This is a genomic window from Mycobacterium sp. THU-M104, from assembly GCF_049197365.1.
Taxonomy (GTDB): Bacteria; Actinomycetota; Actinomycetes; order Mycobacteriales; family Mycobacteriaceae; genus Mycobacterium.
In genome coordinates this window covers 1-7,037 of sequence record NZ_JBMIOP010000069.1, presented here as the reverse complement: position 1 = coordinate 7,037, position 7,037 = coordinate 1, and the positions used below count along the sequence as shown (strand labels likewise).

7 protein-coding genes are annotated in these 7,037 nt (G+C 68.6%); 2 read left to right on the top strand and 5 right to left on the bottom strand.

Translation table 11 applies throughout. The annotated features are described in order from the left end of the window. From ACOJVU_RS06785 to ACOJVU_RS06765, 5 genes are all read right to left on the bottom strand, one after another. Positions 1-961 (bottom strand): PE family protein (locus ACOJVU_RS06785; RefSeq protein WP_421529075.1); only part of this gene is annotated, 961 nt, incomplete at its 3' end. A gap of 238 nt (positions 962-1,199) precedes the next feature. Next, on the bottom strand, positions 1,200-1,895 hold the full coding sequence (locus ACOJVU_RS06780) for a hypothetical protein (protein WP_421529074.1): 696 nt from the start codon (positions 1,893-1,895) through the stop codon (positions 1,200-1,202). A gap of 4 nt (positions 1,896-1,899) precedes the next feature. Then, entirely contained in the window at positions 1,900-3,402 is a 1,503-nt protein-coding gene (gene fadD17 / locus ACOJVU_RS06775; protein ID WP_421529073.1) for a long-chain-fatty-acid--CoA ligase FadD17, read from the bottom strand. A 127-nt stretch (positions 3,403-3,529) separates the two neighbouring features. Next, the gene (locus ACOJVU_RS06770; protein ID WP_421529072.1) at positions 3,530-4,627 is read right to left on the bottom strand and encodes an acyl-CoA dehydrogenase family protein; all 1,098 of its coding nucleotides are present in this window, start codon (positions 4,625-4,627) and stop codon (positions 3,530-3,532) included. A 22-nt stretch (positions 4,628-4,649) separates the two neighbouring features. Continuing rightward, positions 4,650-5,840 (bottom strand): acyl-CoA dehydrogenase, encoded by a 1,191-nt coding sequence (locus tag ACOJVU_RS06765; RefSeq protein ID WP_421529071.1) that lies wholly within the window; start codon positions 5,838-5,840, stop codon positions 4,650-4,652. 218 nt (positions 5,841-6,058) lie between these two features. Between ACOJVU_RS06765 and ACOJVU_RS06760 the strand changes: the two genes are divergently transcribed. Then, positions 6,059-6,250 carry a ferredoxin gene (locus tag ACOJVU_RS06760; protein ID WP_421529070.1) on the top strand — a complete coding sequence of 64 codons (192 nt, stop codon included), beginning with the start codon at positions 6,059-6,061 and terminating at the stop codon, positions 6,248-6,250. 147 nt (positions 6,251-6,397) lie between these two features. Beyond that, a partial coding sequence (locus ACOJVU_RS06755) for an SDR family NAD(P)-dependent oxidoreductase (RefSeq protein ID WP_421529069.1) occupies positions 6,398-7,037 on the top strand: 640 nt, incomplete at its 3' end.

The following is a 7,037-nucleotide window of genomic DNA, read 5'->3' as shown; positions in this document are numbered from 1 at the left end:
CGCCCTGTCCGCCGGTGCCGCCCTGTCCGCCGTCGCCGCCTTGCCCGCCGGCTCCCTGGTGACCGCCGCCACCGGACCCGGCCGCCCCGCCGGCCCCTCCGAGCCCGCCGGCCCCGCCGTCGGTGCCTTGGCCGCCCTGGCCGCCACCGGCCGTGCCGGTGGTGCCGGTGCCGCCCTGTCCGCCGGTGCCGCCCTGCCCGCCGGTGCCGCCTGATCCGGCGGGGCCGGCAACGCCCGTCCCACCCTGGCCCCCGACGCCGCCGTCCCCGCCGGATCCGCCGATAAAGGAGCTGCCGCCGCTCGTCGTGCCGGCTGCGCCGATCCCGCCCGCGCCGCCGAGCCCGCCAGCACCACCGTGACCGCCGGCACCGCCGAACATCCCGCCGGTACCGCCGGCCCCGCCCGCGCCGCCCGCGCCGCCCATTTGACCGGCCGCGCCAGTGCCGCCGGTCCCGCCAGCCCCGCCCGCGCCGCCGTTGCCGAACAGCCCGGCATCACCGCCCCGCCCGCCGGTCCCCCCTGCCATGCCGGCCCTGCCGAGCACACCGGAGCCTCCGTTGCCGCCGTTCCCGAACAAGATCCCGCCGGGTCCGCCGGCCTCCCCGGTCCCGGGCTCCCCGCTTGTGCCGTTTCCTATCAGCGGGCGCCCCAACAGCAGTTGGGTGGGCGCGTTGACCAGATCCAGCGCGTCCTGCTCGAGGGTTTGCAACGGCGAAGCGTTCGCCGACTCGGCGGCCGCGTACGAATTCCTCGCGCTGGCCAATGCCAGCACGAACCTCTCATGAAAAAGCGCCGCCTGCGCAGCAAGCTGCTGATAGTCCTGGCCGTATCGGGAAAACAACGCGGCGACGGTGGTCGACACGTGGTCGGCCGCTGCACTCGTCAGATCCGTGGTTAAGGCGGCCGCGGTGGCATTTCCGCTGGCCAGCGACGCGCCGATGGCGTCGACGTCCGAAGCCATCGAGCCAACGATGTCCGGAGAAACGAGCAGATGCGTCACCTGGCCCCTTGCCGCTCCTCAAGACAAGCCGACAGCCGCCGACAATCCTGGTCGCAACCATTCGTGAGCATATCGCGATGTGGGTCGCCGTTGAAAATTTCCGCCAAAATGTCGAGCTTCATTAAAATCGTCTCGGAACATGCGAATTGGGAGCAGTAGGCACTACCGGCGGGTCGGTGCGCGGCGACCAGTTGTCCGGTCACCGCTCGGCGAATTCGCCAAGGTGGCGCAGCAGCCAATCGACCATCGCGTTGAGCACATCGACGCCGGTCTCGAACGAGTCGGACTGCGCCGCCAACGCCGCTCCGACATGCCCGGTGGCGGCCGGGATCGTCCCGAACTGCCGGACCAGATAACCGTCGCGCAGCCCCGGGCCCCAACCACCTTTGGCGGCATAGCCTTTCGCGGCCAGACCCCAACGCTGCGTGGCTGTGACTCGGCGCATCAGTGCGATCACGGTAGCCGCCTCGCCGAGCGATGTCAGCCGCGCGGCGAAGCCGGCCTGCCGCGCCAGCGGCCACTGCGTTTGACCGAACGACGTGAAACCGGTTCGAAGCCTGCGCGATTCGACCACAGTATCTGCGTCACCGACTTCTGCGAGGACGGCCCCCACCCGACGCGCGGCGTCGGCCGGTTCGCCCAGTTGCGACCACAGTGCCTCGGCCGCAGGGTTGTCGGACTGCGTGATCGCTTTGCTCAGCAGTTCTCCCGCCCGCGACCCGTCCGCGCGCAACGCCGCGATCGCCAACGGCACCTTGATGGTCGACCAGGCGACTCCCGTCGACCACTCGCCGAACGAAAACAGCGTGCCACGCGGCGCGACGATCGCGGCACCCGTGGTGGCCGGAAGTCCGTCGCAAAGCTTCCCGAAGCTCGCCTGCAGCTGGTGTCTCATCGCGCTACCGGCGAATGGGGTGGACCGGATCGGGGCAGTCGACCCCCTCGGCCGACAACTGACGCTTCACAATCTTGAACGTTACTGTGCGCGGCAGCTCGGTGCTGACCCGGACATACGACGGCCACTGCTTGGGGCCCAGGTCTGGTTGCTCGGCAAGGAAGGTGCGGAACTTCTCCGCGTCGAAATCGGTACCCGGTGCCATCACCAGTGCGGCCATCACCTGGTCGCCGACGATCGGATCGGGCACCGCATACACCGCCACCTCGCGCACATCGGGATAGCGCAGCAGCACCCGTTCGATCGGGGCCGCGCCCAGGTTCTCCCCATCGACCCGCATCCAATCACCGAGCCGCCCGGCGAAGTACGCGAAGCCGGCGTCATCGCGATGGGCGAGGTCGCCACTGTGGTAAATCCCGTCCGCCATCCGCGCGGCCTCCGCGGCATCGTCGTTGTAATAACCCTCGAAACGGCCCGGTCCGGCGGTGTTCACCAGCTCGCCGACCACCCCCGCGGGGCACGGCTCGCCCGTATGAGGGTCGACGATCTCGATGCCCTCGGGCAGCGGGCCCAACGCACCCAGCGGGGTATCGGGGGTGCGGGCGATCGCCACGCCGCCTTCGGTGGACCCGAAACCGTCCTGCACGACACAGCCGAACCGGCGCGCGAAGCGCTCGATGTCGGCGGGCACGCCCTCGTTGCCGTACACCGCGCGCAGCGGGTTGTCCGCGTCGTCGGGGTGTTCGGGTGTGGCGAGCACATAGGACAGCGGCTTGCCCACATAGTTGGCGTAGGTCGCGCCGTAGTGGCGCACATCGACCAGAAATTTCGACGCGGAGAACTTGCGCCGCAACGCCATCGAGCCCCGGCATGCCACGGCCACCGACCACCCGACCAGCACCGCGTTGGAATGGAACAGCGGCATCGACACATAGCAGACGTCATCGCGGCCGAGGCCGAAGCGCTGCGTCATCGTCACGCCGGCGATGGCGACCTTGCCGTGGCTGCACTTGACCGCCTTGGGCTCGCCGCTGGTGCCGGAGGTGAAGATCAGCATGAACAGGTCCCCGGGCGACGCGGGCCGGAAGCGCGGCTCGGCGTCGGCATGTGCGGCGGCCTCGTCGGCCCATGCGGTTGCATCGACGTCAATGTGCGCGATACCGTCCAGTGCTGCAGCGGAATTCGCATCCGCGAGTACCAGCTGGCAGTCCGCTCGATCGGCGTCGCGGGCCAGTGCCGCGCCGCGACGCACCGGGTTGAGCCCCACCGGAACGATTCCCGACATTCCGGCCGCTGCCAGCACTGCCGAGAAGAACGGTGTGTTCTCCAGCAGCACGCCCACATGCGGGGGGCGTGCCGGGTCGAGGCGCTCCTGCAGCGCCGCGGCGATCGCTGCACCGTGCCGCAGGTGGTCACGCCAGCTGGTGAACGAATCCTCGAAGTGGACGCCGGTATCGCCGATCTCGGCCAGCGGGGCAAGCAGTTTGGCGACTGTCAGGTCATCCATCCGCCGGCCCCCGGCTTGTCCGCCACCGTCGCCTCGAGCGTGACGCCTTCGGCGTGCGAGCGTGACGCTGCGGTCACATTCGAGCTCCAGCGTGACGCCGGCGTCACGTTCGCCGCCATCGCCGACGCTAGGCGGGCGTCTCGGCCAACTCGCGGCCGATCCGGCGCAGTTGACCGGTGGCTCCGCCCAATGCGAACTCGTTTTCCTTGGCTGCCAGGAAGTAGCGGTGCACCGGGTGATCGGTGTCGACGCCAACTCCGCCGTGCACGTGCACGATGGTGTGGGCCACCCGATGTCCGGCGTCGGCGGCCCAGAACGCCGCGCTGGCTACGTCGATGTCGGCGGGCTGGTCCTCCGAGACGCGCCAGGCCGCCTGGGTGAGTGTCAGCCGCAATCCCTTGACGTCGATGTAGCCGTCGGCCAGCCGCTGCGCCACCGCCTGGAAACTGCCGATCGGGCGGTCGAACTGCTCGCGTTCGCGCGCATATTCGGCGGTCATCTGCAAGCCGCGCTCGAGTACGCCGAGCTGAAAAGCGCTGCGTCCCAAGTTACCCAACGTCTCGAGCCAGGCCACCACCTCGGCACCGCCGACCCTGCGGGCGCCGTCCACCTGCGTCCCGTCCAACGCCAGGCGGCCGACACTGCCCCGTCCGGTAGTCATGATCGGCGTCACCGACACCCCGGGTTCGTCCGCCGCAACCAGGAAAACGGCTGTTCCGGAATCGGTTTCGGCTGGCACCAGAAACGCGTCCGCCGTGGGGCCGAACCCGACCTGGCTGCGGGTGCCGGTCAGGCGGTAACCGCCGCCGGTCGAGGCGGCACGCACCGGCCCCTCGCCCATCTCGCCCTCGATCGCCACGGTGAGGATCTTCTCACCGCCCACCGCCGGAATGCCCCAGCTTTGCTGCAGTTCGTCGGAACCGAACCGGGCCAGCGCACCGGCGCCCAGCACGATCGAGTCGAGATACGGTACGGCGGCCAGTTGGTGGCCGAGCGCGACGAGCACCGCGACCTGCTCGAGCACGCCGAAGCCGTCGCCGCCCAGCGGCGCCGGTGCCGCGCTGGTCAGGATGTCGGCGTCGACCAGCTTGCGCCACAGCTCCCGGTCGAACCGCTGGTCGAGGCTGTCGAGCTCACGGTGATGCTGTGGCGTACAGACCGAGTCCACGATCGTGTCGACCAGGCCCCCGAGGTCGTTGGCCGCTTCGGTTGTCGTGAAATCCATGGCTTTCCGTCTTTCTCGATACTCAGCGGCTTCGGGGCAGGCCGAGGGCGACCATCCCGATGATGTCGCGTTGCACCTCGTTGGTCCCGCCGCCGAAGGTCAGGATCAAACACGCCCGGTGCATCCGTTCGACCCGCCCGCGCAGCAACGCCCCGGGCGAATCCTGGCGCACCGTCGCCGCGGTACCCAGCACCTCCATCAGCAGCCGGTAGGCCTCGGTGGCCAGTTCGGTGCCGAACACCTTGGCCGCCGATGCGTCGGCCGGCGACAAAGATTTGCTTTCGGATCCCCCTTGTCCGGAAGCCAGTTCCCAGTTGATCAGCTTGAGAACCTCGGCTTTGGCGTGCACCCTGGCCAGGTTGATCTGCACCCATTCGGAGTCGATGAGTCGCGCCCCACCGGCGTCCTTGGTGTTCTGCGCCCACTCGCGGATCTCGCGGAGGGCCAGGAAGATCGGCTGCGCGGACACCAGGGCGACCCGTTCGTGGTTGAGCTGGTTGGTAACCAGCTTCCAGCCACCGTTCTCTTCGCCGATCAGATTGGCCACCGGCACCCGCACGTCGGAGTAATAGGTGGCGCTGGTGTCCACACCGGCCATGGTGTGCACCGGGGTCCAGGAGAAACCCTCGGCGGTCGTCGGCACTGCCAGCATCGAGATGCCACGGTGCTTTTTGGCGTCGGGGTTGGTGCGCACCGCCAGCCAGACCCAGTCGGCGTAGGCGATCAGGCTGGTCCACATCTTCTGGCCGTTGATCACGTACTCGTCACCGTCGCGGACGGCGGTGGTGCGCAGGTTGGCCAGGTCGGTGCCGGCGCCGGGCTCGGAGTAGCCGATCGAGAAGTGCAGTTCCCCGGCGGCGATCTTGGGCAGGAAGAACTTCTTCTGTTCCTCGGTGCCGAACGCCATGATGGTCGGCGCCACGCTGTTGATCGTCAGGAACGGCACCGGCACGCCGGCGATCGCGGCCTCGTCGGTGAAGATCAGCGAGTCCATCGGGGAGCGGTCCTGGCCGCCGTACTCCTTGGGCCAGTTGAGGGTGAGCCACCCGTCCTTGCCCATCTGTGCAACCGTGTCGCGGTACGCGTTGCCGGTCCCGACCTCGCCCTGTGTGGAGGTCAGCGCATCTCGGCGCTCCGGCGTCATGAGCTCGGTGAAATACGATCGCAGCTCGCGACGCAGCTCCTCCTGTTCAGGGGTGTAACTGATGCGCATTCCAGCCGTCCTTCGGTTAGGCGTGAGAGGCCCGTGACAAGCCGTGGCCTCTACGGCGAAGCTCGACCGACGGCCACCCGTTCGTCTCCGGAGGTTGTAACACGTTCTAGTCTGGGAATCCAGCGACCGTTTTCCCAGACTTACCGGGGCCCTTAAGGTGTAGCTGCACACTGGCGGGGCATGTGCTCATGGTGAAGGCCAGATTCGAGGAGGGTACCGTGCGGGTGATCGTTGATCGTGATCGGTGTGAAGGCAACGCGGTCTGCCTGGGAATCGCGCCGGACATCTTCGACCTGGACGATGACGACTATGCCGTCGTCAAGCTTGACCCTGTTCCCGCCGAGCAGGAAAGTCTGGCCGAGCAAGCGATCGCCGAGTGCCCGCGAGCCGCGCTCCTGCGCGGCGAATGACCCCGGTGCGACGCCGGGCGACCCGAGACTAGAGGTATTCATAAATTGACTAGGCCCACTGGCCCGACTCCTCCTCAGACCGCTGCGCGGTCTGCATCGTCGCCGGTCAGCAGCACGAACGCGACCGATCTCTCCGGGAAGGTCGCGGTGGTCACCGGTGCGGCCGCGGGCCTGGGGCGCGCCGAGGCGCTCGGTTTGGCCCGCCTGGGCGCCACCGTCGTGGTCAACGACATGGCCGGTGCCCTGGACTCCTCCGACATCATTGACGAGATCGGCACTGCCGGGTCCAAGGCGGTCGCCGTCGCCGGGGACATCAGCCAACGCGCGACCGCCGACGAATTGGTTGCCTGCGCCGACAAGCTCGGCGGGCTGGACATCGTGGTCAACAACGCCGGGATCACCCGGGACCGGATGCTGTTCAACATGTCCGACGAGGAATGGGACGCCGTCATCGCGGTGCACCTGCGCGGCCATTTCCTGCTGACCCGCAACGCGGCCACCTACTGGCGTGCGAAAGCCAAGGATTCGGGCGGCCAGGTCTTCGGGCGCCTGGTCAACACGTCGTCGGAGGCCGGTCTGGTGGGACCGGTGGGGCAGGCCAACTATGGTGCCGCCAAGGCGGGCATCATCGCGCTCACCCTCTCGGCGGCGCGCGCACTGGGTCATTACGGGGTGCGTGCCAACGCGATCTGCCCGCGTGCGCGCACGGCGATGACGGCCGACGTCTTCGGCCCCGGCCCCGAGATAGCGGAAGGGCAGATCGATCCGCTCTCGCCGGATCACGTGG

Bases quoted from the DNA above. Each gene is read 5' to 3' on its own strand.
- ACOJVU_RS06780 (WP_421529074.1), bottom strand. From the start codon at position 1,895: ATGAGACACCAGCTGCAGGCGAGCTTCGGGAAGCTTTGCGACGGACTT.
- fadD17 (WP_421529073.1), bottom strand. From the start codon at position 3,402: ATGGATGACCTGACAGTCGCCAAACTGCTTGCCCCGCTGGCCGAGATC.
- ACOJVU_RS06770 (WP_421529072.1), bottom strand. From the start codon at position 4,627: ATGGATTTCACGACAACCGAAGCGGCCAACGACCTCGGGGGCCTGGTC.
- ACOJVU_RS06765 (WP_421529071.1), bottom strand. From the start codon at position 5,840: ATGCGCATCAGTTACACCCCTGAACAGGAGGAGCTGCGTCGCGAGCTG.